Genomic DNA, 25,951 nt, shown 5'->3' on the forward strand with positions numbered 1-25,951 from the left:
TAAAGGAAATCTTGTTATATAATGTCAAATATTCTAAGTTGTATAAAAGATATAAAACTTATTATAATGATATATAGAATAAGTGTAATCCAATTATTACTTCCAGATGTAATTGTAATATTTGATGAGTTCGCATTATTTCTCCAAAATAAAATGCTATATAGAAAAGCAGTCAAAAAGATTATATTAATAACCCCAAATAATATTCCACTTAAAATTACAAAAACTTGACTATTTAAATAAATCCAAGGCAAAATCAAATTGGTGACTAAACATAACATGAAAAATAAAATAACAAATTTTTCTTTACGTCTTTGACTTTTTGAAGTACTTTTCTCAATATATCTTAAATTTAAATTATATATTTTCTCAGCCGGTATATGGAATATACTACTATTAATTGGCACAAAAACTTGTGAAGAATTTGAATACCTTCTAACAGCTGTAAGAAATATTGATTCTAATTTATTTGTAGTTTTACAAATTGTATATTGAGAAAAGAAACCTGAATAGAGTACATTTCTATCGCCATTATTTACAACAACATCAATTATAACTTCCTCAACTCCATTTTTACCTAAAAGATTAGAGTTGGATGCATTTTCAAACTCTTTTCTTGTAATTATTTCTCCCGAGTAATAATAGTACCAATAATTTGCAAATCTAAAAGCACTAGTGTAATGGTCAAGATGTAAAAATCTTACAAGTAGATACCCTAAAAAACCTAATGTAAAAGGAACAGTTACCAAAAGTGAAAAATAAACTAATAGGGGTAGCGAATCTTTATTATCTAAACTTAATTTAAAGGGTTTATCTGATTCTTCATTAAAACTATTTGTTAAATTACTAATAAATTCAAAGTCAACGCTGTTATCAATTGTTCGATTGTATATCAACAATATAAATATTTGCGCTATGCATCCCCAGAAAAAAGTTGTTATTATTCTATCTGAAAAATCTCCTTGACTAAATTGCTTAGTGAATTCACCTCTAAAATAAGATCTTTTTAAAATAATTCCAGGAAATAAAATAAAAAACACAAGTAGAAAACTACTTAAAGCAAATTTAACGCTTTCCATTATTCTGAAAAGGTATCTTCTACATATAATGTAAATGAATCATGATTTTTAAGTTCAACTTCAATACTTGATTCTTTACTATTACGTAATTCTTCTAATTTTTGAAGATAAGTATTTCTGTCTTCGGGATCCCTTAAAATTCTTTTCTTTTCGATATCTGAAATATCCATATCGTTAAAAAAAACATTCCAGATATCTCCAAATGAAATAAATATAGACGATAGTGATTTGATTACTGAATCCATAATTTTAATTTTTAAAGATTTGAAATATTATTGTACAAATATATAACTTTTATCAATTCCGACTTAATCTTGTTTATATTATCAAAATTATTTAATGTTAACGCCAAAACATGTCGTATTAAAAACAATAATACTTTTAAAACTTATAAACCTTCGTTAGGGGTTTGTGATACTCTACTTTTCCACCCCGAAGTGGCGTAAGCAAATCCATCAAACCGTTCAGTTTTATTTCATAAACTGTAGACAGTTGCATTCCTAATTTTCCTTTAGGCATTCCTTGCCTGTGAAACCATTCGAGGTAACTTATAGGCAGATCGGCCAAAACCGTATTCTGATATTTTCCGAACGGCATTTTTACCACACAGATCTCCTGCAATATTTCCGGATTTATTCCCTGCTCCATTTTTTAAACAATTAAATCAATTTTTTCTTCGAGTTCTTCATTTTTATCTTTACTGGAAAGTTCGAGCTCAGGTATATCATCTTCTGAAAATTCATTTCTATAAACCTGAATCAGCAAAAGTGTGAAAGACACCAGAATTGGCCCAAAGACAAGCCCCATGAAACCGAAGAGTTTCATTCCCATAATAATTCCAAACACCGTATTTAGAGGATGAATATCTTCGAGTTTTTTTAATAAAGTGAAACGCAGAATATTATCCGTAAGACCAACAACAATCACACAGTACGCTCCCAAACCAATACCTTGCCCAGTCTGACCTTCTGCAATCATAAAAATACAGATCGGAGCGTAGATAATTGCCGCCCCCACAATTGGAATCATTGATGCAGCTGCCGTTAAAGCGAAAAGTAAAATGGGACTTGGCGCACCGAAAATAAAATATCCTATCAAAGCAATAATTCCCTGTCCTAAAGCGACAACCGGAATTCCGATTGCATTTGCCATGATGAGTTTACGCATTTTTTCGCCTATTAAAGACACATTAGCTCTTTTCAAAGGTGCAGCTGAAGCTAAAATTCTCTCAAATAATCGGGGCCTTTCAAACATAAAATAAAGAATGAAATACATCGACATAATTACAGTCAATGTATTGAAAGTACCACTCAGCGCTGTAGTAGAAAAACGACCGGCAGTATCTTTCACCTTTGTCATGTTTTCTTTACTTAGCAAATCAATTTTTGTTTTATTGTACACAAAATCGTGAATCTTATCTACAAAAATATTAAATTTTTGCATGTAAGCCTGTGCGTTCCCGAGTTTCTCAATTAAAAGATCTGCTATGAAATAAATTGGCAGAATGATAATTATTAAACTTGCAAACATCAAAAGCAATGATGATGCCCAGGGTTTCCACTTTTTTTCTTCCTGCAAATAAAAATTATATTTGCGGCAGAGCACGTAAATCGTTACTGCGCCCAAAACAGCCGGAATAAAAAGTGCAAGATTAAAACAGATTAATGCTGTTAAAATTAAAATAATTGCAAGCAATGCGATTTGCTTGATAACAACACTGCTGATTTGTTTTTCGTTGTGTGACATTATTTATATGTTATTTGTCTTGGTTTTCCCAAATATGCGCAATAAGTAGAATACATTACGACTGTAAAAAATGGTAATGTAAAAATTATACCAACACAACATAAAACGATTCCGAGCACGCTTATTATTATCCCTAAAAGTGCAGCTCCCAAAAATACACCGTAGTTTTCTTTAGCAATACTGTATGTTTTGGTTAAAGCTTCCATTGCGGTAGCATTTTCAAACAGCAAAATAGGATAGCCCAACAAAAACAGCGGATATATGAAGAAGAACGGAATAACACACATGACAAGCGAAATCCCCAGGATAATATTTGTAATTAAACTATACAGCAGAATGTTTCCCAAATTCTGACGATAACCAATAAACAGATCTGAAAATTCTACAGGAACCTTGGTGTTAAATTTATTTGTAACATAAATAAAACCCACAAATAGCGGCGCCATTAAGATTGATACTATACCTGAAAAAGACGAATAAGTAGAAACTCCCGGCCTATTCCAATAACTGTAATCTGTGTAATCACCATCCATATTCCGAAAATCACTAAACCCGCTCCAATAATGAAAACCGCTAATCGACTGAATAATAAAATCGGCGATGTAATAAATAATAGATACTACTACAACATAAAGAATTACGCCTTTATACATCTCAAATGCATGAGAAATGATGGAGCCTGTATTGCGATCAGGAGCAGATCCCTGCTGATCAAATTCGTTAAATTCTGACATGGTGTTATTTTTTTAATGTTTCTCAAATTTAATTTTTTTCGAGAACAAAACTGCCACCATCCTTAAATTTAATTTTTTTCTTCGAAAATGCTTTTGTAAAGCGAATAAATCATTGCGTTCCAGAAAGGGAAAGTTAATAATCCACCTACAAAAAATAATGCAAAACCAATATATTTAAATAAAAATGCAACAATTACGCAAACAAATATTTCTATAAAATACATTTTCAACGCTTTCCAGTTTAGAGCAATTCCCTCAAAAATAGTTTTGTTTTGGAAAAACATCAATGGCGCAACGAAAAGCGTTATCATTACCCAAATAACCGGAAGTATCACAGTCTGAGCAATTAAGCTATAAAAGAAAAACCAAAAGATAAAATAGCTCATATATCTAAAGAAATTCAACCCTCTATATCCTACAAATAAATCTGATAATTCAGTAGGTTCTTTTAAATCCAACTTCTTAAAAATTTGGTAAAATCCTAAGTTTAAAGGATAAAGAAAAATAATTGTTCCTAAAACAGAATAGACAAAATTAACAGCGTTTTCTGTCTTTCCCAACTCTTGAGATTTTTGCAGATACTCGTTAAATCCTTTTTGTAAAGCTATTTGTAACTCATCATTGAATTCAAAAATTCCAAAATAATCAGCAAAGAAAAATATTGAAGAAAAAAACAAAGCAAAATAGATGATTGAAAACATCAATTGATACAGCAAAGTCCTGTTCCAATAATAAAATGCCTGTTTTAAGATAAAGTCGAGTCCTGGTTTTTGTGGGTATTTCTCCTGCATTGAAAATATTTTGTGCAAAAGTAAGCATCAATAACTACTTTTGTGAAATGTTTTCTCAGAATCATCAAAAATTTATTGAAATGGACGAACTTTCACAAAAGAAAGTTCCTTTTTTCTTCGTTATAGATTTTCTCGGAAACAAGGTGGAAATATATAATGAAAAGCAATTAGAAGAAAATAGCTTGATCGTTGATTTTCAGTCGTTTTCAAACACAAAGAAGATCGAAGCATTAGATAAAAAAACAGAATGGAAATCTTTTCCGGAAAGCCTGGAAAGTTTTAAAAAAGGATTTGAAAACGTTCAGGAAAACATCAGATTAGGAAATTCTTACCTTGTTAATTATACCCGAAAAACAAAAATTGAGACCAATCTTAGCTTAGAAGAAATATTCTATCATTCTAAGGCAAAATACAAGGTTTTATATAAAGATTTTTTCGTATTTTTTTCTCCTGAAACTTTCGTCAAGATAACCAGTGATAAAATTTTCACATATCCGATGAAAGGCACTATTGATGCATCTCTGGAGAATGCCGAAGAAGTTTTGAAGAACGATAAGAAAGAAAAAGCCGAACATTACACTGTTGTTGATTTGCTTAGAAATGATCTCAGCATGGTTGCAGATGAGGTAAAAGTTGACAAATTTCAGTATATTGATTTTCTTAAAACCCATCAAAAAGATCTTTTTGCGATGAGTTCTGAGATTTCGGGCAATTTAAAACCTGAATTTAAAGGTAAAATAGGAAGCATAATGCAGAAACTTTTACCTGCAGGATCAATTTTAGGAGCGCCAAAACCTAAAACTTTAGAAATCATTTTGAAGGCAGAAGGTTTTAACAGAGGTTTTTACACCGGAGTTTGTGGTTGGTTTGACGGCGAAAACTTAGACAGTTGTGTGATGATTCGCTTTATCGAAAAAGAAGGCAATCAACTGTATTTCAAGAGCGGCGGCGGAATCACGCACATGAGCAAATTAGAAGACGAGTACGAAGAAATGAAAAATAAAATCTATGTCCCAATTCATTGAAAGCATTAAAGTAGAAGATCAGGAAATGTTCCTGTTAGAATTTCACCAAAAACGCGTCAACGATACTTTCTCCCATTTCGGGAAAGAAGGTTCTATTGATCTGGAAAAAATCTTTAAAAACCTGAATCACGACGAAGACGGTTTGTACAAACTCAGGCTCACATACGATCTTGATAAGAAATTCAGAACGATGATGATTCCTTACGCTATACCGGAAATACAAAGCTTTCAACTGGTTGAGAATAATATCTATGATTATTCTTTCAAGTTTGAAGATCGTAAAGAACTGGAGAAAATGAAGATGAAATCTAAATCTGAAGAAATCATCATTGTCAAAAACAATCACATCACCGATACTTCTTTTTCTAATCTTCTGTTTCAAAAAGGTAAAGAATGGTTCACGCCATCAACATATTTGTTAAATGGAGTTCAAAGGCAAAATCTTCTAAAGAAAAAGAAAATAAAAGAGGCAGAAATTACTTTACAAAACATCAAGGAATATTCACATTTCCAACTCATTAACGCACTGAATGACTTTGACGATATGTTTATATATCCGATCCATAAAATCACCAATCTTCCGGGAAATGATGATTATTTAGATCTTTAGAATTGAAATATTTTCGCAGATTAAGCGGATTTTGCAGATTTATAAGATAATAAATCTGCATATTTATTTTATATCGTGAATTTAAACTTGCAAAAAAATCTATGGATTTTCTTAAAAGAACTCAAAGATTTAATTCACTTAATTGTTTAAAACCTTATAAATTTTACTTTAAAAAATTAAAATACGCTTTCAGAACATCTGCATTGTTTTTTCCTTGTGTAAAAACCTCGATAATTTTTGGCTGAACGTCTGGTTTATAAAAATTATCTAAAACACGGTCTAGCGTTCCGTCATCTTCTACTTTTGTATAAGTAAAACCAAAATGCTTCGCTAAAAACTCGGCGTTTTTGTGATGTTTTGTCGCGATAAATTCATCTAAAGTATTCGGGTTGGCATTTCCCGGCCCCGGAATAATTTTAAAAATATTTCCTTCACCATTATTGAAGATCATTATTCTAGTAAATGGCGGAATGTATTGATTCCACAGACCGTTAATATCATAGAAAAAGCTAAGATCTCCTGTAATCAAAAGCGTCGGATTTTCATTTTTGATAGCAAAACCCATCGCTGTAGAAGTAGAACCGTCGATTCCGCTTGTACCGCGATTACAATAGATTTTTCTTTTTCCAAAATCGAATAACTGCGCATATCGAATTGCAGAACTGTTGCTGAAATGAATATTATAATTTTCAGGAATACTTTGTGAAGCTTTATTGAAAAAATAGAAATCCGAAAACTCAATAAGATTAAGAAATCCAGAATGTTTTTTATCTTTTTTATCTCTCAAAACATCCCAAAGATTGAAATATGGTTTTGGCTCTAAATTAATAAAGTTCAGCAATTTAGAAAAGAACACTTCAGGTTTTACTTCAATCTTTTGAGTCAGAGCGAAGTAAGTGTCTGGTTGCCATACTTCGTCCAGATGCCAATGTGCTTTCGGATTCGCCTTTCTTAAAAATTGCTTTACTCTTTTAGAAACTACATTCTGTCCGACAGTAATTAATAATTCCGGAGCATACGTTTTATAATCTTCTTCGGAAAAATGCGTAACATAACGATCAATATGCCTGAAAAACTTATCATGATGAAGATTTGAATTGACTTCACTTAAAACTACAACGGTATGATTTTTAACCAATTGAGTTAGCTGATTTTCGAGTTCCGGACTGTAATCTTTTGTCCCAACCAAAAGCATGATTCGTTGTGAAGTATTCCAGTCGGCAACTAAATTTGAAGGAATTTCGTATTCTTTCTTTTTGATCGTTTTCTCAATCACAGGAAATTTCGGCAATTCTGAAACCAAATCATACAATGGCTCTTCCAGTGGAATATTGATATGAACCGGACCTTGTTTTTCAAAACAAAGCTCGATTGCTTTTTTAATGATATCGGAGTTAATATCTTCCGCGTTGTCTTTACTGTCTTCCAACAGTTCAAAATCACCGTAAGAATGCTGATGAAAAATATTCTTCTGTCGAATAGTTTGTCCGTCAAAAAGATCGACATAATCCGTTGGTCTATCAGCAGTTAACACCAAAAGCGGAATATTCGAATAAAAAGCTTCTGTAACGGCAGGATAATAATTTGCTGCCGCAGAACCGCTTGTACAAGTGATTGCAACAGGTTTTTTCTCGCTTATTGCCATTCCAAGAGCTACAAATGCTGCACTTCTTTCATCAACGATACTGAAACAGTTGAAGTCATCCAATTCCGAAAAATGAATCGCCAGAGGAGCGTTTCTTGATCCCGGAGAAATGACAACGTCTAAAATTCCGTATTGCTGAAAAAGATTGGCAAGTACCTGAATACTTCTCTTGGAGGAATATTTTTTCATAGGACAAAATTAATGGTTTTTGTTGAGTTCTTAAAGTAAATTTTAACACGACAAGTTTTGTCGTTACCTGCCTCTACATTTGTCTCAAAGAAAAAAAAGAACAAATGTAAAACCAAAACAGAACGACTAAAACAAATAAAATGGAAAAATTTGATGACGAATTTGGGGATTTATCCGCATACAAAATATTGTCTTTCGAAGAAATAACTAAAGGCTTTGAAGGGAATAAAAATCCGTTGCAGGGACTTTCAGGAATACAAAATTCTAAAGAAATCCAAACTAAAGATGATGAATACATCAATCTTACCAAATTGCTAGGAGATATAAAATCCAGCTATAGCGAAGGGAAAGGAAATCTGATGCAATATGTGTTTAATGACTATTTTCAAGATATAGCCCAAACCTATATCATGGATGGACAAAAGCATATTGATGTTTCCGCTAAGATTTACCTCAAAAATGGAATAGTAAAAGTTTCTCAAAGAGTAGGAAGCGACAAACCTCGTATGCAAATGTTTTTCGATGAAAATGATAAGCTTACCTATCTCTTACATTCCGTTACGAAGATACAATGCAGAGTGCTATACAAGTAAGGACACATTCTTATGTAGAATACAAAAATCTTTTATTGTATTTGGGTTACGGAGATGTGGAAAAAAGATTACGAAGCTTCTTCCTATTTTATCAAGGAGTTTACATATTTTTTGAAAGACCCTAAAAATAAAGTAGCTGATTTGCACAAAGTATATGCAGATTTGCCCAAAAGCTTTGTCCTACATATACATCTTCCCACAGAAACTGTAGTAAAACATCTAAATATACTTACGAAAGAAGATGATACAGGATGGTTTAGCTGGGCAAAAGACACAAGTTCCTTGCTGATTACTGTATTGGCAATGTTTCGAGATTATGACAAGGTAGTAGATTATTTTAATGAGAACCCGAAATTAGTGAATGAGATTTATGATAATCTTGATGGACATTCTGAAATTTTGGGACAGCCAATTTCTAACCGAATACTATTTGCTTCTACATTAAATGTGTTTACACAAAAAGATAAAGATGCAAAAACAAAAATTACCAATGTTCTCACAAGCAGAGATGGTTATTTTATAGAGTCGAATATTTTAGAATTGAATGACACCCTCAATACCATTAAAGGAATCGTAAGCTTCGATTGGGATTTCGATTACAAAGATGCTATTTTCTTACAGCAGAAAAGGGCAACTACGACCATCCTTGAGCAACAGGAAACCGATGAATTCGGAAAAGGTGGGACAACTAGAAGAGACCAGAACCGAAAATGAAGACATAGATCCCGGTTATTTTTATAACCCAATGAGCCCAGTGATTTACTTAGGCGAGGAAGGAGAACCAAAGTTGATAACCGCCTTATTTATAAAAGCCATTGCCGATGAGAAAGAATGGGCACGAGTAATGCAAAACATACGCATTGGAGGAGATATTTTTGCCATCATTTTAGGAGTGATAACATTAGGGGCTACTTCAGAATTTTCTGCATTGGCAATTGCAGATCTTGCTTTAGCAAGCGTAGATTTATCATTAATGAATGAGGATGTACAAAAATGGCTGTCTCAATATCCGGAAGGAAAATGGTTTGTAGAAAACTGGGACTTAATCTATGCCCTTGTGGGCGCAGGAATAATGAGCGTAGTGATGATTGAGGGAATCCTTACTCATGGTCCTGCACTTTTGGAAAGAGTAAAAAATCTTAAAAACATAAAAGAAAATTATCTTATTTTTACAAAACAGCTGGAGAAACTAATTGCAGAATTAGATATCTATAAAGCCAGAACTGCTACCAATATAATAGAGGAAGTAGTAATTACGGCTAAGAAAAATGCATTGTTAGAGAAGCTACTGAAACCATTTTTAAGTTCCGATGCCAATCTAGAATACATTATAGAGCAACTAGCCAAAAGAAAAATCTCAGTAAAAAAAGCAGGAGATAATCTTTATGAAATTTATTATAATGGTAAATTAGTTACAGCAACAGATGCCAATGAAGCGGGAGTCTTCCTAAAAGATAATTTTTGGAAAACAGAAAAGCAATTGCAAGAGGTTGCAAAGATGGCAAAACCTCACGATATTGATAAGTACTTGGGAGGGAAAATTTTAAAAGAATCACAAATCAGAAAATTTAGAGGAGACTTAAAGAAAAGAGGAACAGCATTAATTTTAGAAGAAGATATTTTATTAAATAAATCGGGACAAATTACCAACAAGGCTGTTGTCAAAAACTTCAAGCCTGTGATTTTAGATAGATTTAAGTTTGATAACATATACGATTTGTATAATTATCTACGAAGAAAAGGTTATGCAGGATTATTTGATCATCAAAATAAACAGATTATCTTAACAAAAAATCCAACAGAGTATTTGATATTTCACGAGATGGGGCATTTAAAACATTTAGAAGAAATAAAAGATATTTATAAAACACTACAGCCTTGGCAAAGAGAAACTTATGTGTTTGAAGAAATTTGGAAACAAAGACACCTTTGGACGAAAAAAGAGTTGCAACACGCATTAAATTATGTGAATTTCGAGAGAAAAAATGCTGGTCAATCATTAATAATAAAAAAATTATAATCAATATGAAGCATACAAAAGAACAAATCATAGCAAGAGCCAAAGAAATAATGAAAGATTTAGATGGTAAATATTATTTTGAAGAATGTGTAGATGGAGCTTTTTACGATGAAAATCATAAAATTATTTCTGGAAAAAATGAAGGTAAAAGTTATTCTATGTGGGTAATAAGAATTATTGCCTTAATGGATAATTCAGATTTTTTAACAATCTCTGACGAAACAGGTGAGCCTTTATATTATCAAAACTTCAATACTTTTGTTTTTGATATAGAAAAAGACGAAAAAGGATATTTCCGCGTAGGTTTGCCAAGAGATTAAAATTAATATAAAGAGGTTATCAAACGATAGTCTCTTTTCTTTTACGAAACAGCTTGATATTCAGTAAAAAAGCAGGAGATAATCTTTATGAAATTTATTATAACGGTAAATTAGTTACAGCAACAGATGCAAATGAAGCGGGAATTTTTCTAAAAGATAATTTCTGGAAAACGGAAAGGCAGTTGGAAAAAACGGTAAAGGAAATAGAAAAAAAAGCAGGCTCAAAAATTAGAAAAATTGTTGAATCTGATGGACTTAGGGGAAATAAAGCACTAACTATCAATGAGAAAAAGGAAATATTTAATTATGCTAAACAATATTTTTCTGAAAATGCTGAGGAACTAATCCAATTTGCAGATGAGATGTCTACTAATAACACTGGATATATGGCACTTATGGAGTCTTATATATAAACACTGATATCATGCCTGGAACACTAAATACTGCAAATTCTCGGCTAGGTTGGAAAGCTGCAATTGCACATGAATTAGAAGGACATCGTTTTGCAGCACTTACCGATAAAACTTTCTTCGATCCAAATATTTCTGCTTATGCAAATGATTTATTAGAAGAAATTCAAGCTAGTGTAAGAGCTAGTAAAAATGGTAAAAATTTATCAAAAATTGACAAAGAAGATCTTCTACAACATGCTTTGGAAAGATATACAAATCACAAAAGATTTTTGGAGGGAACTGAATATGTGTCATTAACTTTTGAACAAATAATTGAAAAACTATGGACATTAAAATATTAAAAATAGAAACTGTATTAAAATTAAAAAATAAAATTCTTTACGGTGTAATTTTGAAAGATAATACAGATTATCAGTTAAATGATATATTTAACTATCTTAAAAATAAAAAAATTAGTTATGGACAGCACGTTGCTAACATTGTAGATTTGGACGGGTATAGGTCTAAAAATAATCCAAATATAATTAATATTTTCTTTACATTAAGTAGTAAAACGTGTTTAAACATAGGAGATGATATAGAGATATCTTAAATACCAAGGCATCACAAAATTATATTGTAAAAGCAGGAGGTGATTTTAAAATGGATTTTCCTAGAATGGCTTCCCGATGCCGCACGATTGTATCGTGTGGCTTTTTGTTTTAACTTTCGAATAACCACATGAATACTCTCGTTTTGTTACAAGGAATATTTTTTCATAAAGCAAATTTAATTGATAAATGCGTAACACGAAATAAATTTTAATTCAAAAAATCTGTAAATTAGCCCCACGTAAAATTTCTATAAAATGGATAAAATACCTAGTGTAGACCTGCGTGATTTCCTTTCGGGTGACCCGGAACGCAAACAGAAATTTGTAAATGAAATCGGAAAAGCTTACGAAGAAATTGGTTTTGTTGCCTTAAAAGGACATTTCCTTGATGACCAACTCGTAGATGATCTTTATGAAGAAGTGAAAAACTTCTTTGAACTTCCTACAGAAACCAAACAAAAGTACGAGATCCCCGGAATTGGAGGACAGCGAGGCTATGTAGGTTTTGGAAAAGAAACTGCAAAAGGATTTAAAAAAGGTGATTTGAAAGAGTTTTGGCATTTTGGACAATACGTTTCGGATGACTCAAAATACAAAAGCCAATATCCTGACAATGTAACTGTTGATGAGCTTCCAAAGTTTAATGAAGTCGGAAAAGAAGCCTATCAAATGCTTGAAAAAACAGGGAAATATGTTTTGAGAGCTTTAGCGTTGTATCTTGGTCTTGATGAGTTTTATTTTGACGATAAAATTGCAGAAGGAAATTCTATTTTAAGACCTATTCACTATCCGCCAATTACTCAGGAACCGGATGATGCGGTAAGAGCAGCTGCTCATGGAGACATCAACTTAATTACTCTTTTGATGGGTTCTCAGGGAAAAGGTCTTCAGGTTCAAAATCACAAAGGCGAATGGATTGATGCGATTGCAGAAACGGAGGAACTGATGATTAACGTCGGAGATATGCTTTCGAGACACACCAACAATAAGCTGAAATCTACAATTCACAGAGTGGTTAATCCACCAAGAGAATTGTGGGGGACTTCAAGATATTCCATCCCCTTCTTTATGCATCCGGTAAGCGAAATGTCACTGAATGCGCTTGAAAATTGTGTGGACGAAAATCATCCTAAATTGTATGAAGATACAACTGCAGGAGAATTTTTACATGAACGACTAATCGAATTGGGACTAATAAAAAAATAATTTAAGCCGGGCATTGAGTCCGGTTTTTTTTCATTTTTAACTTTGATACCCCAACAATTTTCTAATCTGATAGAAAAACCTTTCAATCAACCTCAAATCTTGGGTGACGATTTCAGCATTTCCCCTCAGTTCTTTATCAAACTTTAGGGTTTTATTGTAAGACGTTTTTAAACCTTTAGGCAAAACAACATCAACATAATAATTTCCTTTATCGTCGGGAATCAGAGAGATATTCTGAACTTTCCCTTCGATGATTCCGTATTCCTGAAAGCGGTAATTGTCTAATTTAATTAAAACTTTTTGTCCGGTTATAATTTTGCCGGAGTTTGCCGTTGGTACAGACATTCTTCCCACCAATTGCTCAGTATGATCCGGCAAAATTGAGATGATAGGATCACCTGCTTTTACAAATTGATTTTCACCGTAAAACTGCTGAAAACTTGCCATTCCATTGGTAGAAGAAATAATGAGATAAGTTTGTTCCCACTGTTTCAGTGATTTTCTCAACTGCTCAAACAGCTGCAAAGTTTGTGAAGAATAGGTGATTTTATCTTTTTCTGTATTGATTGCGGTTCCGCTTTTTGTTTTATTGAGATTCGAAATACTTTCCTGCATCTGAGATAAAGAAATACTGATGTTTTCTAAATTCTGCTGAGCCTGAAGATATTTTAGTTTTTCACCTTCAAGTTCTACTGCCGCAATTACGCCCTGATTGAATAATTCCTGTGAACGCTTATAATTTTTTAGAGTAAGTTCTGTTTTCGCAGCTTCAAGATTTCTTTGCTGCTTTAAAGCGATGATTCGACTTCGGGATTCTGATAAACTTTGATTAGCTGCCAGATTTTCAGGAGCATACGGTTGCAATCTCGTAAATAAATTCTCATCCTGAAAAGCTTTCGCAAAACTGTTGTAATCACTTTGCAATTCGCCCAATTTATAATGAGAAACATCATTCACGGGAAAAGAAAGCAGTTGATCTGAAGCGATAGAATCTACTATTTTTTTTAATTTTAACACATCCTGATAATTTGCTGTAGACTGCAAAACCAGCATCACCTCGCCTTTTTTTACTTTCTGATGATCCTTTATAAATATCTTTTCGATTTTCGAGCTGCTCCTTGCCTCAATTTTCTCAGGCGGATTTTGTGACGTAACAATGATTGGAGCCGGAACAAATTCAGGATATTTAATGATATAACTCATCGCCAAAATCATTAACAAAATGATCAATATAATCGTGTTGCCCCAACGAAACATCCAATGTGGCGGTTCTGTGAGAATATCCTGAACGCTTTCTGAGCGGAGTTCTATGTTGTCTAAAATGTCTTTTTTAGTTTCCAAGTTCTAACTGATTTTTAACGAGTCTGTAATATTCACCTTTTAAAGATACCAATTCCGCATGATTTCCTTCTTCCACCACTTTTCCCTTATCTAAGACAATTATTTTATCGGCATGTTTTACGGTGGACAATCTGTGAGCAATCACGATGGCCGTTTTACCTTCAAAAAACTGTTCCAGATTTTCCATGATTACTTTTTCATTATTTGCATCTAAAGCACTTGTTGCTTCGTCAAAGAAAATATATTCCGGAGATTTGTAAACCGCTCTTGCGATGAACAATCTTTGTTTTTGTCCGCCACTTACGCCAAGTCCTTCGTTTCCGATCTTCGTATTGTAACTTAACGGTAGTCCTTCAATAAACTCTTTGATATTGGCAATTTCGACTGCTTTTCTAAGTTTTGTTTTATCTACATAATCTTCACCAACAGCAATATTATTGGCAATCGTATCATTAAAAACATAACCTTCCTGCATCACAACGCCGCACTGATCTCTCCAGAATCTCGGTGAGATGTTTTTCATTTGGGTATTCCCTATTTTTATTTCTCCCTCGTTGGGTTCATAAAATTTCATTAATAATTTCAGCAGCGTCGTTTTACCACTTCCACTAGCTCCGACAATGGCTGTTGTTTTTTGATAAGGAATATTTAAACTTAAATTTTCAAAAACAGGAACATCCGAACCGATGTATCTGAAAGACATATTGCTGATCTCTATATCTTTTTCAGGGATTTCGGTAGCATATTGCTCATCTTTGCTTTCTTCATCTTCCTTATCGTGAATTTCGCCCAATCTTTCCAAAGAAATTTTAGCATCCTGAGTTTGTTTGATGAAATCTATTAGTTGTAAAAGCGGACTGTTTAATTGTCCGATAATGTACTGAACAGAAAGCATCATCCCCAAAGTAAGGTTTCCTTCCAAAACCAATTTGGCAGAAAGAAAACTCACCAAAATGTCTTTCATCTGATTGATAAAGTTTCCACCAACGGATTGCCATTGCTCAAGTGAAAGCGATTTTATTCTGAGTTTAAATAATTTAACCTGCAAAAACTCCCAATCCCAACGTTTTTGTTTTTCGGCGTTGTGCATTTTGATTTCCTGCATTCCATTGATCAGTTCAATGACTTTGCTTTGCTCTTGGGAAACCTGTGAAAATCTTTTATAATCGAGTTCTTTTCGTTTTCCGAGGAAAAAAGTGATCCATCCGATATATAAAATCGCCCCAACAAGATAAACAACAAATAATCTGTAATCGTAAAACAGTAAAACGATACTGAAAATAATCAGATTGACTAATGAAAACAGTGTATTTAAAGATGAATTGGTCAAAAGCTGCTCAATTCTGTGATGGTCATTGATTCTCTGCATGATATCTCCCGTCATTCTCGTATCAAAGAAACTTATTGGAAGTTTCATTAATTTAATAAAGAAATCTGAGATGATCGAAATATTAATTCTCGTGGATAGATGAAGTAAAATCCAGCTTCGGATGACTTCAATTCCCATTCTGCCAAGAAAAAGCATGACTTGAGCCAATAAAACCAAATAGATAAAATTAAGATCTTGATTCTGAATTCCCACATCCACAATACTTTGGGTAAGGAAAGGAAGGATAAGCGACAATAAACTTCCTGCTAATAAACCCACCGCCAACTGAACAATCAATGATTTATACTTAAGCAGGTATTTAGAAAGAAAAGAAAAACTGGCTTTACTTTCATGATCATCAAATTCGGTCTGGAAAAAAGCAGGTGTTGTTTCTAGAATCAAAACAATTCCTTCTTCTGTGTTTTCGCTGGCATTTTCGCCGATCCATCGTTTGATAAATTCTTCTCTTGTGTACGTAATCAAACCATAGCTAGGATCAGAAATGTAAACAATGTTATTTTTATCAATTTTATAAATAACTACAAAATGATTTTTGTTCCAGTGTACAATACACGGGAAAGGAACTTCTTCAGCCAAAGTATTAAAATCGATCTGCACTCCCAAAGAACGGAAGCCCAAATCTTCAGCAGCATCACTCAACCCAAGCAAACTGCTTCCTTCTCTTGTCGTTTCTGAAAGGTTACGGATCTGTTGTAGCGAAATGCTTTTTCCGTAATATTTGCTGACTATTCTGAGACAGGTAGGACCGCAGTCTTTGGAATCCGGCTGAAGGTAAAAGGGGAATTTTTTTTTCAAAATTTATGCTGGTTAAACAACACTCAAAAATAGTGATATATTTTTTATATTTTAAAATGAAAAATAAATAATTCATTATTACTAAAAAAAAGTATGTGAAGCATTTCCTGAAAACTTGTTATCGCTTTTAGCCTGTCATTGAAGATCTCTTATCACATTTCGTTCGAGAAAGTATTATTGAGTTTTCGTTTATAAATTTTGACAAATCTGAAATGAGGCTAGAAATCCTAATATTAATAAAAAAAGTTTCATTACTAAATTAATCATAATACATTATTAGAGGTTAATTAAAATTCGTGCCCTGCTTTTCCCACATAGATTTGTAAGCAGAATCTTTGGATATCAAATCATTATGACTTCCTTGTTCTATAATTTGCCCTTCTTTCATAACCAAAATAGTATCAGCATTAGCAATAGTACTTAGACGGTGGGCTATTACGATCATTGTTTTGCCTTGATTTCTAAATTCCTGTAATGTGTTTTGGATGACCTGCTCAGATTCTGTATCCAGTGACGAGGTAGCTTCGTCCAATATCAATATTTCAGGATTTTTATATAAAGCTCTTGCTATTGCTATTCTCTGTTTTTGTCCACCAGATAATAAAGCTCCATTCTCACCTAAGTATGTTTGAAATCCGTTTGGCAACTTCTCCACAAAACCAAGTATTCCCAGTTTTTTTGTTATATCTAAGATATGTTGGATATCTGGAAAATCTTCACCAATAGCAATGTTTTCAATTACATTTCCTGAAAACAAATCTATCTGCTGTGGCACCACTGATACTAAATTCCTAAGCGAATAATTAGATATGTAGTTTATATCATAATCTCCAATGAGTATTTTACCCGTTTTGAGAGGATACAAATTTTGAATTAAAGAAGCTAAAGTAGTTTTACCACTACCGCTTTCTCCAACGAGTGCCGTCGTTTTACCTTTTTCAATAACGCAGTTAAAACCAGTAAAAACATCAGTTCTGCTTCCGTAGCTGAAGAACACCTCCTTAAATTGTATGTTCCCAATATTTTCAGTTTTAAGGTCTATTTTTTCGGTATTCTCTTCCCGTTCCAAATCCATGATTTGAAAAAGGCGGTCGGCAGCTATTAAAGCATTTTGGATGGTTTTATTCATCCCTATTAATTGTGAAACAGGACCGGTAAAATATCCTATTAATGCATAAAAAGATAATAACTCACCAGGCGTTATCGTTCTGTCAATAACATATCCCGATCCTGCCCAAAGCAATACAATAGTAAAGACTCTTGATAAAAATTCAGAAGAGTTACCGGAAAAAAACGCATTCATTGCAGAGATATAAATAGTCTTTAAAAGCTTGCTAAATGCATTATCAGTCTTATTATTGGCAAATGTCTCTATCCCAAACTGTTTAATGGTTTTTACAGATGTTATTGATTCTACCAAATGAGATTCTAACTCTGCGCTTTCTTCCATTAATTTTCTTTCTACTTTTTTATTCAATTTATTGGTAATCAAGTATACAAAAAAATAGAATGGAATTACCAATGCTGTAATAAGTGCCAACTTCCAATAATAGCTAAACATTAAAGCAAATGATAGAATAATAATGAAAATGTTTACAAAAATCTGTATGGAAACATCATTAATAAAAGTCCTTATTTTAACAGCATCATTTACTCTCGATATGATTTCCCCCACTTTCATTGTATCAAAAAAACGCTGAGGAAGTTTTAATAAATGCTTATAATATCCTAAAATGAGGTGCTTATCCATTTTTTGACCCGTCTGCAATACCAGAACAGATTTCATAGTCCCTATAAAAATCTGAAATAACAAAATAACTATCATTCCTACTGAGAGTAGATTCAAAAGTCTCTTGTTACCATCTATCAAGACATAATCTGTAATTTTCTCAATATAAATAGAGGTGGAAAGTCCTAAAATAGTATACACAAGCGCACCCAATAATGCCTGAATTAAGATACTTTTGTGGGGCTGTACTAAGTTCCAAAATCTTTTATAAATGCTTGTTTTTTCATCTTTCTGCTCAAAGTACTCATTAGGCTCCAATAGAATAAGAACTCCTGTCCAAGTTTTAGAAAAATCATCAATAGAATATTCTTCTATTTTTCCAAAAGCAGGATCCATCACTTCTATTTTTCCCTTGGAAGCTTTGTAAATAACTACATAATGATGGTATTGTTCTTTGGTAATAATGTGCGCAATAGCAGGAAGCGGAATTTCTGGCAAAGCATCTGCACCGCCTTTTACCCCCTTAGCATTGAATCCCATTTTCTCCAAGCCTTGCACCATTCCCAATACGTTTGTTCCTCGTGTGTCGGTATGACTTAACTGGCGGATTTTTGCAATCGGCATTTTTAGCCCATAATGCGCAGAAACAGAAGCCAAGCAAGCAGCACCACAATCTTTCAGATCGTGTTGTTTTATTAATAAATCTTTCTTCATTATTTTAGTTTTGGATTAAACCAATCATCTACTCTGTCAAATAATAGTTGCCATAATGTGCGGTCTATTAAATGAAAGCGAGCCGTAAAACTCATTCCTTTTCCAATATTCCCTTTATACCCACTTTTTAGCTGTAGATAATTTCTATCCATTATACAAAGAACTCTAAAAGATGCTTCCCCAGTTTGTTCATTAATTTTTATATTCTGCTCAATTTCTTGCACTTTTCCTTTTAGTAATCCCCATTGATTGTAATTATAAGTATCAATCTGGAATTTGACTTTTTGTCCTGAATGAATAAATCCTATATCTTTTGGAGAAACCAGACATTCCGCAATGAGTGACTGCTCAGGTGAAATTTGTCCTATGGGAGTTCCTTGTACCAAAAAATTTCCTTTCTGGATTCCTGAAAAATTAATCAGCCTTCCTGAAACCGGAGCCGTTATAATGTAATTTTTTTGTTCTTGATCGATACGCTGTATTTCTGACCCTAAAGAACGTATTTGTCTTTCAACCTCTCTTTTTTGTGTTTGCCACTGAGCAATCTGTTGTTCTCTTATACCGGAAATTTGTTTTTTTAAACCTTGATAATCATAATAGTATTTATCGTATTCTGCTTTAGGAATTACACCTTGATTATAAAGAGTTGAAGTTCTTTCAAAGTCTTTCTGTGCCAATGATAATTGTGTTTGTATCTGTGCGATTTTTTCGTGCATCGCTGATAGCTCTCTCTGAAATTGCCCGGTTTGCAGTCCTGAAATTTGTCCTCTCGTCAATTTATTTAAATCTTGTAGCTGTGCTGAATAATCTGAACTTTGACTGTTTTGAAGATTTTTTTGAGTATCAAGTTGCTCTGCGGTAATTATTAGAAGAGTATCACCCTGTTTTATTTGCTGATTATTTTTATCAAGTTTACTAAATATTATTTTTCCTGAAACAACAGAAGAGATTTGTGTATTCTCGTGTACTGAACGTACAATGCCTCGTGAAGAGGAAGAAATGGGAATGTAAATAAAAGGTAATGAAGCTAAAACTGCAACGATAAAGAAGAGAATGCAGATATATATTGTATTTTTCATTTGTTTTTTAGTTTCCAATAAACAAAAATTAAGATTAATGAAGTAGTAAATTGTCTAAAAAGCTTTTGATTTTTAATAATAGGAAGCATGACAAATTAGAGTTGAAATTCCGTCGATAAGATAAATGATCCGAAGATCCGGAAAATATATTTACATTTTGAAGAATTCAGATATGTGTAATAACTAATTTTTTCATAAACAATAAATAGTTATTTTGAAAAAGTAGCAGATTTAATTAAAACTAAACTGAAAATTGAAAATACTAAAGTGGTTATTATAGAACCTTCAAAACCAAAATCAACACCCGTTAAAATTTTGTTATTTGATATAAAACTATAATTAGATATACCATATATTTTTAAGCCACTTATATTGCTGCCATAGATACAACCAATTAAAAAATTCCATAAAAAATGAACGATGGTAGATATTATTATAGAATTAGTTTTTAGATAAATTAGACTTAAAAATATACCTGCAACAAAAATATTTATTAGTCCAATAATATTAAAATTTGGATTAAATAAATGGAAGCAGCTAAATATTAATGATGTTAAAAGAACATTCTTAAGCGAAAGTTCGTTCTTTAATATATTGTAAGGAATAAATCTAAAAAATATTTCTTCCATAAATGCGGATAGTAGTAATAAGAAAAAAAATGTAACAATCTCTAAGTAATCAATATCCTTGATTAAGTTTGTGTTAATTAAATTTAAGTAATTTAATATAAGACTAATAGCTGTTGGAATAAATATACCTACTGAGATTATTTTGAGATTTTTGAATGACCAAAACTTTGAAAGTAAGTTAGCCTTAAAGGCTTTTATTAAGTTTAGCTTATAAAGGAAATATATTCCACAAATTAATTCTGGGAAAAATGAAGAAATCCATAAATTAACTGTAAATGCTTTTTTAGGAAAATCTTTAAAAGCTATAAAGAAAAAAGGTATGGAAATAATAAATTGTAAAAAGAATATTTTTAGAAATAATGGAATTATTTTATTCATAATAGATAAAAATTAGGCATGAGCAATAGTACTCATGCCTGTTATTAATTATTGCTTCATTGCCTGTCCTCCTGGAAGGTGTATTTCTCTTTCATGTTGAGCTGCAAACTCTGCACAAGCTCCTACAAATCCAATGATAGCTCCAATCAAAGAACCTCCATTTGTGTTCTTTAATTCTTTTCCTGTTAATTCTACTAAATTTTTCATATTCTATTATTATCTATTTTTAATAAATGCTTGCCCTGCAGCATAACCTTTTTTAATATCATCTTGAGAAAAAGCAATTTCATAAGCAATTTCTGCAAGTACCCACCAAAACCCTCCTTCTATTGTAGTTAGTTCATTATTATTTAACTCAACCACGTTTAAATTTTTTAAATTCATTTTGTTTAAATTATAAAATTAATTAATATTTTTTGTCATACAATCCCTGACATGGGCTTTTTGCTGATCAGCGTTTCATATTTATACTTTTGTACTGTACACATACAAAAAATAAACATTTGTGTTTTTGTTGAAGCAAAGATGCGGGCTCTTTTTTGGTGATACAAGAAAAGCATCTCGAAATTTATAAATTTTAGCATATTGTTATACAGGATTTATAAATCTTGGGAGTTATATAGATTTTAAAACATTGATTATAAGTTATTTAAAATAAGCGTTTATCTATATAAAAAAGATGTATTTTTGCATTTGAAAAAAAAACATGCACAAAACTTTCCTCATTCTTTTGTTTCTTTTCTATCAAAGTCTATGCTTTCCGCAAAGTATGAAGCAATTTAGTATTCCAGATTCATTGAAAACAAAAAGTTTTGAACTATTGGAAAAATCCTATAGAAAAATATTACCCTTAAATAAAACTAAAGCAGCAATTTATGCTAATAGTATTCTTCTAAAAGGTAAAGTAGAAAATAGTGATGTAAGAATAGCCGATGGATATTTAATGTTATATCAACTAAGCAGTGATAAATCAGCATTATTGTATTTAGATAGTATGAGATTAGTATCTAGAAAAATGAATAATTCTCAATATTTAGCTAATAGTTATAAGTACAAAGGGAATTATTATTACATAAAAGGGGAATATCCAAATGCATTAACTAATTATTTAATAGCAAGAGACTATTCAAAAGGTGATAGTGAAACATTTCATATTCTCAATTTCAATATTGGGTTATTAAAACTTGAACTAAAAGAATATCAATCAGCCACACAACTCTTTTTAGGTTATAAACAATATTTGGAAAAAAATAACGCAGAAAAGTCTTTTGATTACCTGAGTTCTATATATGCGTTGGCATATTCTTATAGTTTTACAAATGAGTTAGACTTATCAGATCAATATATAGAGCTTGGTCTGAAAAAAAATCAAGTAATAAAAGATGATGAAAGCAAAGCTAATTTATTAATGGTTTTAGGGATAAATGATTATAAAAGGAAAAACTATAAAGAAGCATTGAAATCTTTAAAAAGTGCGTCTAAATTAATGAGGGATAATTATTATTACCCTCAAAATCTAGCTATTAGTGAATATTATATTGGAAGAATTTTATATAATATGAATAATGTAGATTTTTTAAGCACATTTGAAAAAGTTGATTCTATAATTATTAAAACTAAAAATGTTACAAATGAATTAAGAAATACATATCCATTATTGATTGAATATTATAAAAAAACAGGGAACAAAGAAAAACAACTATATTACATTGAACACTTATTATCCGTGGATAGTATTTTAAACAGGAACAATAGCTTTTTATCAACAGAGATCAATAAAAAATATGATACACCTATTCTTCTAGAAGAAAAAGAAAATTTAATTGCAGATTTAAATTCAAAGAATTATACATTATTTTGGTTATTAGGAATAGGAGGCGTGCTTTTAGTGAGCCTATCAGTACTACAGGTAAAAAATAGAAAAAAAATAAAGCTATACCAAAGCAAAGCAGATTTACTCATCCAGTCTTCAATTCCAATTGAAAACATTGATCCTATTGATATAGTAGCTATTGATGAGGTGAGAGATGATACCAAAAAAGAAAGATCGAAGAACACTTTATCAGATGATAAGCTTAAGCAGTTAAATATAATGTTAAAAGAGTTTGAAAATGGAAAGCGTTTTTTAGATAAGACGATAAATTTAGAGGTTTTATCTAAAGAATTAAATACAAACAGGGCTTATTTATCAAAATCCGTGAACAACCTGAAAGGATTAAATTTCCCTCAGTATCTTAATCAATTAAGAATTAAATATATTATTGAAGAATTAAAGAAAAATAAAAGCCTTCAAAAATTAACAATAGTAGCTCTTGCGGATGAAGCAGGATATAATAATGTAGAGTCTTTTACTAACGCTTTTAAAAAAATAACAGGTACTTTACCTTCATATTTCATAAAGGCATTACAAGAAAATATCAATTAATTATTATTTTTAAATAACACATTACCAATTGGTTGTAAGTTTATTAACACGGAATTTATAAATTTTGGGTTGTTTTTTTTGACTAGTTCTATATTTTATTTCGTTATTTGCAAAACATTTACAATAAATACAACAGACAAATGAAACAAAAAAAACAAACTGAAAAAAAATTATCTTTAAGAAAATTACAAATGGCTAAAATCAATAATCCTCATATGATAAAAGGAGGTGATGGTAGTAGCGTTTGTAAAACTACAGCGTTTTTTGGGCTGGATGAAAATGATGGTGGACATACTGGAACAAGACCAACCAAGTAAACAAGAAAATGATTAAGTCAAATCTAATCTTCTATGTAGCTTTTGTTTTTGTTGGAATGATAAATGCTCAAAAAACTAATTTAGCACCCTCTACACCATTCACTGACGAATACTTTGGAACTAAAATAGTTGATGAGTACAGAAACCTAGAAAATTTGAAAGACCCTTTAACAGTTCAATGGATGAAGGATCAGACACAATATTCTATATCTATTCTTCAAAGTATACCCAACAGAAAATATTATATTGATAGAAGACTAGAATTTGATAAGAAAAAGTCATTTTCCGTATCTAATATAAATATTACAGAAAATGACTTTTATTTTTATTTAAAACAAAAGCCTGAAGAAAATAACACAAAAGTTTTTTTCAAAAAAGGATTTGACGGAATTGAAAAGGAAATTTTTAATCCTCAAAACTATAAACCTGAAAATAAAAAAGATTATCAAATAAATTATATAAAGCCTAATTATGATGGCTCAAAGCTGGCAATTGCTTTAACTGAAAGTGGCAAAGAAATTTCAGAGATGGTAATCTATGATTTAATACAAGACAGATTACTGCCTCATATCATTACTAATTGTTGGCCTTCAGATAGTGGAGGTATATCATGGCTTCCAGATAATAATAGGTTTATATATCTCTATTATCCCGTTATTGATAGTAATTCACCTTCATTTTTAAAAGATATGGAGTCTGTTATTTATAGAATTGGTGATGATCCTCAAAATCTAAATATCCTTTTGTCTAAGAAAAATAATCCAAACTTAAATATCAAATCTGAAGACTTTCCTGACGTATCGTTACTTACAAAAAGTAGTAACTATTTATTTGGATATATATCAGGTCCGGTAAAATTTATGGATACTTATTACATATCTGCGAAAGATATTGATAATAAAAATAAATGGAAATTTTTATTTAGCAAAGAAGATAAGATTACGGACTTTATTACTAAAGGAGATAATATTATTTATATTTCAGAAAAGAATGGGACTAATGCTATATACAGTACTTCATTACAGAATCCTGATTTCAAAAATCCGTCTGTAATTGTGCCAAATATTCCTGATGAAATTATTAATGATATATCCAGTATAAAAGATGGATTTATCTTTTATAGTTCTAAAAATGGAGTAGAAGCAAAGTTATATTTGTATAAAGAAGAAAAAATAGAATCATTAAAGCTACCGATTCCAGCGGGAGACATTTTAATTACTACTAAGAGCGACCTTTCAAATGATTTCTGGATTTCTTGTAGTGGTTGGAAAAATGATTCTGAAAGATTTAAGTATAACTTTTTAACCAAAAAATTTGTTGCCGAAAATTTAGCACCAATTGTTGAGTATCCGGAATTCAAAGACGTTGTTATTGAAGAAATTACTGTAAAATCCCATGATGGATTAGATATTCCTCTTTCTTTAATTTACAGTAAAAATATTATAAAGAATAAGCACAATCCTTTAATTATTGATGCTTATGGAGGGTACGGATATAACAATAGTCCATATTTTGAGAAAACATATTTGCTTTGGGTCCTGCAAGGAGGTATTGTTGCTATTGCTCATGTAAGAGGTGGAGGTGAAAAAGGTGAAGAATGGTATAAAGGGGGATATAAAACTACCAAGCCGAACTCTTGGAAAGATGTAATCTCTTGTGCAGAATATATGATAAAGCAGAATTACACATCCCCTGAAAATATTGCTATTTGGGGAGCAAGCGCAGGAGGTATTACTATAGGAAGAGCAATGACTGAAAGACCTAATTTATTTAAAGTTGCAATAATTAATGCGGGTGTAGTCAATGCATTAAGAATGGAATTCACACCAAACGGCCCAAATAATGTGAAAGAATTAGGCACAGTTAAAGTTCAATCTGAGTTCAAATCATTGCTGGAAATGGATGCTTATCAACATGTCAAAAAAGGAATTAAATACCCTGCCTCTTTCATTACCGGAGGAATAAATGATCCTAGAGTAATCCCATGGATGCCAACAAAATTTGCAGCAAAGCTGATCGCTGATAATACTTCAGACAATCCTATTCTTTTAAAAATCGATTATGAAGGAGGACATGGAGGTGATATCCCATTATTACAGAAGTATGATAACTTAGCTGACATCTTTGCCTTTGCCTTTTGGCAATTAGGACATCCTGATTACCAACCAAAAGAAGAAATTAAAAAGTAAAT

27 protein-coding genes are annotated in these 25,951 nt (G+C 31.7%); 13 read left to right on the plus strand and 14 right to left on the minus strand.

Going from position 1 to position 25,951, the window contains the following annotated elements; translation table 11 throughout:
• Positions 1 to 14: 14 nt before the first annotated feature.
• The 6 genes from PGH12_RS11220 to PGH12_RS11245 form a co-directional block, all read right to left on the minus strand.
• A complete protein-coding gene (locus PGH12_RS11220; protein ID WP_267596837.1) occupies positions 15 to 1,079 on the minus strand; it encodes a hypothetical protein in 1,065 nt (354 codons plus the stop codon).
• On the minus strand, positions 1,079 to 1,324 hold the full coding sequence (locus PGH12_RS11225) for a hypothetical protein (RefSeq protein ID WP_267596836.1): 246 nt from the start codon (positions 1,322 to 1,324) through the stop codon (positions 1,079 to 1,081). The genes PGH12_RS11220 and PGH12_RS11225 overlap by 1 nt, the downstream gene beginning before the upstream one ends.
• Before the next feature lie 136 nt (positions 1,325 to 1,460).
• Positions 1,461 to 1,715 (minus strand): DUF3820 family protein, encoded by a 255-nt coding sequence (locus PGH12_RS11230; protein ID WP_267596936.1) that lies wholly within the window; start codon positions 1,713 to 1,715, stop codon positions 1,461 to 1,463.
• Between the two features lie 15 nt (positions 1,716 to 1,730).
• Entirely contained in the window at positions 1,731 to 2,825 is a 1,095-nt protein-coding gene (locus tag PGH12_RS11235; RefSeq protein ID WP_267596835.1) for an AI-2E family transporter, read from the minus strand.
• A complete protein-coding gene (locus PGH12_RS11240) occupies positions 2,825 to 3,559 on the minus strand; it encodes a beta-carotene 15,15'-monooxygenase (protein ID WP_267596834.1) in 735 nt (244 codons plus the stop codon). The genes PGH12_RS11235 and PGH12_RS11240 overlap by 1 nt, the downstream gene beginning before the upstream one ends.
• A 68-nt stretch (positions 3,560 to 3,627) precedes the next feature.
• Positions 3,628 to 4,350: a hypothetical protein gene (locus PGH12_RS11245; RefSeq protein ID WP_267596833.1), complete on the minus strand. Its 723-nt coding sequence runs from the start codon at positions 4,348 to 4,350 to the stop codon at positions 3,628 to 3,630.
• A gap of 47 nt (positions 4,351 to 4,397) precedes the next feature.
• Here PGH12_RS11245 and PGH12_RS11250 point away from each other — a divergent pair, with 47 nt between their 5' ends.
• A complete protein-coding gene (locus PGH12_RS11250; RefSeq protein ID WP_267596832.1) occupies positions 4,398 to 5,375 on the plus strand; it encodes an aminodeoxychorismate synthase component I in 978 nt (325 codons plus the stop codon).
• Positions 5,359 to 5,985 (plus strand): aminotransferase class IV, encoded by a 627-nt coding sequence (locus PGH12_RS11255; protein ID WP_267596831.1) that lies wholly within the window; start codon positions 5,359 to 5,361, stop codon positions 5,983 to 5,985. Before PGH12_RS11250 ends, PGH12_RS11255 begins: the two co-directional genes overlap by 17 nt.
• Positions 5,986 to 6,148: 163 nt before the next feature.
• On the opposite strand, the gene menD is transcribed toward PGH12_RS11255, so the two are convergent.
• On the minus strand, positions 6,149 to 7,819 hold the full coding sequence (gene menD / locus PGH12_RS11260) for a 2-succinyl-5-enolpyruvyl-6-hydroxy-3-cyclohexene-1-carboxylic-acid synthase (RefSeq protein WP_267596830.1): 1,671 nt from the start codon (positions 7,817 to 7,819) through the stop codon (positions 6,149 to 6,151).
• A 140-nt stretch (positions 7,820 to 7,959) separates the two neighbouring features.
• On the opposite strand from menD, the gene PGH12_RS11265 reads away from it, so the two are divergent.
• The 8 genes from PGH12_RS11265 (at position 7,960) to PGH12_RS11300 (ending at position 12,963) form a co-directional block, all read left to right on the plus strand.
• Positions 7,960 to 8,412, plus strand: a complete 453-nt coding sequence (locus PGH12_RS11265) for a hypothetical protein (RefSeq protein WP_267596829.1) — start codon at positions 7,960 to 7,962, stop codon at positions 8,410 to 8,412.
• A gap of 54 nt (positions 8,413 to 8,466) precedes the next feature.
• On the plus strand, positions 8,467 to 9,126 hold the full coding sequence (locus PGH12_RS11270; RefSeq protein WP_267596828.1) for a hypothetical protein: 660 nt from the start codon (positions 8,467 to 8,469) through the stop codon (positions 9,124 to 9,126).
• Positions 9,077 to 10,432, plus strand: coding sequence for a zincin-like metallopeptidase toxin domain-containing protein (locus tag PGH12_RS11275; protein ID WP_267596827.1), 1,356 nt, complete (start codon positions 9,077 to 9,079; stop codon positions 10,430 to 10,432). The genes PGH12_RS11270 and PGH12_RS11275 overlap by 50 nt, the downstream gene beginning before the upstream one ends.
• 5 nt (positions 10,433 to 10,437) lie before the next feature.
• Positions 10,438 to 10,752 carry a hypothetical protein gene (locus PGH12_RS11280; protein WP_267596826.1) on the plus strand — a complete coding sequence of 105 codons (315 nt, stop codon included), beginning with the start codon at positions 10,438 to 10,440 and terminating at the stop codon, positions 10,750 to 10,752.
• A gap of 53 nt (positions 10,753 to 10,805) precedes the next feature.
• On the plus strand, positions 10,806 to 11,165 hold the full coding sequence (locus PGH12_RS11285; protein ID WP_267596825.1) for a hypothetical protein: 360 nt from the start codon (positions 10,806 to 10,808) through the stop codon (positions 11,163 to 11,165).
• A gap of 11 nt (positions 11,166 to 11,176) precedes the next feature.
• Entirely contained in the window at positions 11,177 to 11,506 is a 330-nt protein-coding gene (locus PGH12_RS11290; protein ID WP_267596824.1) for a hypothetical protein, read from the plus strand.
• Positions 11,488 to 11,757, plus strand: coding sequence for a hypothetical protein (locus PGH12_RS11295; RefSeq protein ID WP_267596823.1), 270 nt, complete (start codon positions 11,488 to 11,490; stop codon positions 11,755 to 11,757). The genes PGH12_RS11290 and PGH12_RS11295 overlap by 19 nt, the downstream gene beginning before the upstream one ends.
• Positions 11,758 to 12,012: 255 nt before the next feature.
• On the plus strand, positions 12,013 to 12,963 hold the full coding sequence (locus PGH12_RS11300; protein WP_267596822.1) for an isopenicillin N synthase family dioxygenase: 951 nt from the start codon (positions 12,013 to 12,015) through the stop codon (positions 12,961 to 12,963).
• Between the two features lie 36 nt (positions 12,964 to 12,999).
• Here the strand turns inward: PGH12_RS11300 and PGH12_RS11305 are convergent, their stop codons facing one another.
• The 7 genes from PGH12_RS11305 to PGH12_RS11335 form a co-directional block, all read right to left on the minus strand.
• Positions 13,000 to 14,304: an HlyD family secretion protein gene (locus PGH12_RS11305; protein WP_267596821.1), complete on the minus strand. Its 1,305-nt coding sequence runs from the start codon at positions 14,302 to 14,304 to the stop codon at positions 13,000 to 13,002.
• The gene (locus tag PGH12_RS11310; RefSeq protein WP_267596820.1) at positions 14,294 to 16,489 is read right to left on the minus strand and encodes a peptidase domain-containing ABC transporter; all 2,196 of its coding nucleotides are present in this window, start codon (positions 16,487 to 16,489) and stop codon (positions 14,294 to 14,296) included. The genes PGH12_RS11305 and PGH12_RS11310 overlap by 11 nt, the downstream gene beginning before the upstream one ends.
• Positions 16,490 to 16,772: 283 nt before the next feature.
• Positions 16,773 to 18,932, minus strand: a complete 2,160-nt coding sequence (locus tag PGH12_RS11315) for a peptidase domain-containing ABC transporter (protein ID WP_267596819.1) — start codon at positions 18,930 to 18,932, stop codon at positions 16,773 to 16,775.
• On the minus strand, positions 18,932 to 20,029 hold the full coding sequence (locus PGH12_RS11320) for an HlyD family secretion protein (RefSeq protein ID WP_267596818.1): 1,098 nt from the start codon (positions 20,027 to 20,029) through the stop codon (positions 18,932 to 18,934). Before PGH12_RS11320 ends, PGH12_RS11315 begins: the two co-directional genes overlap by 1 nt.
• Positions 20,030 to 20,220: 191 nt before the next feature.
• The gene (locus PGH12_RS11325) at positions 20,221 to 21,018 is read right to left on the minus strand and encodes a CPBP family intramembrane glutamic endopeptidase (protein ID WP_267596817.1); all 798 of its coding nucleotides are present in this window, start codon (positions 21,016 to 21,018) and stop codon (positions 20,221 to 20,223) included.
• A gap of 48 nt (positions 21,019 to 21,066) precedes the next feature.
• The gene (locus tag PGH12_RS11330; RefSeq protein ID WP_267596816.1) at positions 21,067 to 21,225 is read right to left on the minus strand and encodes a hypothetical protein; all 159 of its coding nucleotides are present in this window, start codon (positions 21,223 to 21,225) and stop codon (positions 21,067 to 21,069) included.
• 9 nt (positions 21,226 to 21,234) lie between these two features.
• Positions 21,235 to 21,402, minus strand: coding sequence for a hypothetical protein (locus PGH12_RS11335; protein ID WP_267596815.1), 168 nt, complete (start codon positions 21,400 to 21,402; stop codon positions 21,235 to 21,237).
• Positions 21,403 to 21,787: 385 nt separating this feature from the next.
• Here PGH12_RS11335 and PGH12_RS11340 point away from each other — a divergent pair, with 385 nt between their 5' ends.
• The 3 genes from PGH12_RS11340 to PGH12_RS11350 all read left to right on the plus strand — a co-directional run bounded on the left by PGH12_RS11340 (position 21,788) and on the right by PGH12_RS11350 (position 25,949).
• The gene (locus tag PGH12_RS11340; protein WP_267596814.1) at positions 21,788 to 23,443 is read left to right on the plus strand and encodes a helix-turn-helix domain-containing protein; all 1,656 of its coding nucleotides are present in this window, start codon (positions 21,788 to 21,790) and stop codon (positions 23,441 to 23,443) included.
• Positions 23,444 to 23,583: 140 nt separating this feature from the next.
• Positions 23,584 to 23,760 carry a hypothetical protein gene (locus tag PGH12_RS11345; RefSeq protein WP_267596813.1) on the plus strand — a complete coding sequence of 59 codons (177 nt, stop codon included), beginning with the start codon at positions 23,584 to 23,586 and terminating at the stop codon, positions 23,758 to 23,760.
• A gap of 8 nt (positions 23,761 to 23,768) precedes the next feature.
• Positions 23,769 to 25,949 carry a prolyl oligopeptidase family serine peptidase gene (locus PGH12_RS11350; protein WP_267596812.1) on the plus strand — a complete coding sequence of 727 codons (2,181 nt, stop codon included), beginning with the start codon at positions 23,769 to 23,771 and terminating at the stop codon, positions 25,947 to 25,949.
• Positions 25,950 to 25,951 lie beyond the last annotated feature (2 nt).

It is taken from the genome of Chryseobacterium sp. CY350 (assembly GCF_027945075.1).
Classification (GTDB): Bacteria; Bacteroidota; Bacteroidia; order Flavobacteriales; family Weeksellaceae; genus Chryseobacterium.